Raw genomic sequence first — 1,481 nt, 5'->3', positions numbered from 1 at the left:
GAAGATCACGTCCCGGCCCAACATCTCCTGCGCAGCATCGACCAGTGCCTGGATCTCAGTGATCTGCGTGCCTACCTGGCAGATTTCTATAGCCCCATCGGGCGTCCCTCGATTGACCCGGAATTGATGGTGCGCATGCTGGTCGTCGGCTACTGCTATGGCATTCGTTCCGAGCGGCGATTGTGCGAAGAGGTGCACCTGAACCTGGCCTATCGCTGGTTCTGCCGGCTGGGTCTGGAAGACGAAGTACCTAATCACTCGACCTTCTCGAAGAATCGCCATGGCCGTTTCCGTGACAGCGATCTGTTCCGCTGGTTGTTCAATGAAGTGCTGCGGCGCTGCATGGCAGCCGGCCTAGTCAAGGGCGAAGGTTTCGCCGTCGACGCCAGCATCATCAAGGCGGATGCCAGCCGGCAACGTGGGGTGGTGGGAGATGAAGTCGATTGGAGCGATCCAAAGCTCAGCAGCCGCGCCGTGCGCGAGTACCTCGAAGCACTTGATGAAGATGCGTTGGCTGAGGCTCTTCCCAAGAAGATTTCGCTCACCGATCCTCAGTCCCGTTGGACAGCAGCACCAGGCGGCCCGGCCTTCTTTGCCTACTCCACAAATTACCTGATCGACACTGAGCACGGTGTGATCATGGATGTGGAAGCGACCCCGGCGCACCGTACCACCGAAGTCGACTCGACCAGGACGATGGTCGAGCGTGTCGAAGCGCAGTTCGACCTCACACCGGAACGCCTCATCGGCGACACCGCCTATGGCACTGCCCCGATGCTGGCCTGGATGGTCGAAGAGAAGGACATCGAGCCGCATGTGCCGGTGTGGGACAAGACTGAGCGCAAGGACGACAGTCTCTCCAGTAACGACTTCCACTGGAATCAGGAAGCCAATGAATATCGCTGCCCAACCGGCAAACCGCTACGCAGTGAATGGCGCGCCTTCACCCAGAAAAGATCGCGGGTAACCAAGGCCAACACCATCATCTACCGCTCCAGCCAAACCGACTGCGTCACCTGTCCGTTGAAAGCGAAATGCTGCCCCAACACACCGAATCGGAAGATCGTTCGCAGCATCCATGAGGCTGCCCGCGATGTGGCTCGACGCATCGCCAAGACACCGGAATACCTCGTCTCACGTTGCGAACGGAAGAAGGTGGAGATGCTTTTCGCCCATCTTAAACGGATCATGAAACTCGACCGTTTACGACTGCGTGGCCTGACAGGCGCCACTGACGAATTCACCATGGCTGCGATGGTGCAGAACCTGCGCCGCATGGCCAAGCTTTTGCCTCAAGGGCCACCGCTCACGGGATAGGTACGCCTGTGGCGAGCAGAAACCCTCGAATTAACCCTCAAACCTGAGCAAGGACGCTCAGTGAAACGCCGAAAGGTAACTTGAAGTGGCTTGCAGCCACTTCGACAGCAGGTACATCCGACCGCCTTGCTGCCGCTAAACCTACTTTTTCAACAGAATCAGCC

Annotated in this window: 1 protein-coding gene; it reads left to right on the top strand. The window is 58.2% G+C overall.

Features of this window, described 5'->3' with window-relative positions; genetic code table 11:
- Positions 1-1,317: IS1182 family transposase (locus LO50_RS12155; RefSeq protein WP_044315165.1), on the top strand; the 1,317-nt coding region annotated here is incomplete at its 5' end.
- Between the last annotated feature and the right edge of the window lie 164 nt (positions 1,318-1,481).

It is taken from the genome of Stutzerimonas stutzeri, from assembly GCF_000935215.1.
Lineage (GTDB): Bacteria > Pseudomonadota > Gammaproteobacteria > Pseudomonadales > Pseudomonadaceae > Stutzerimonas.
The sequence above is the reverse complement of the archived record's forward strand: the minus strand, read 5'-3'. Positions and strand labels throughout refer to the sequence as shown.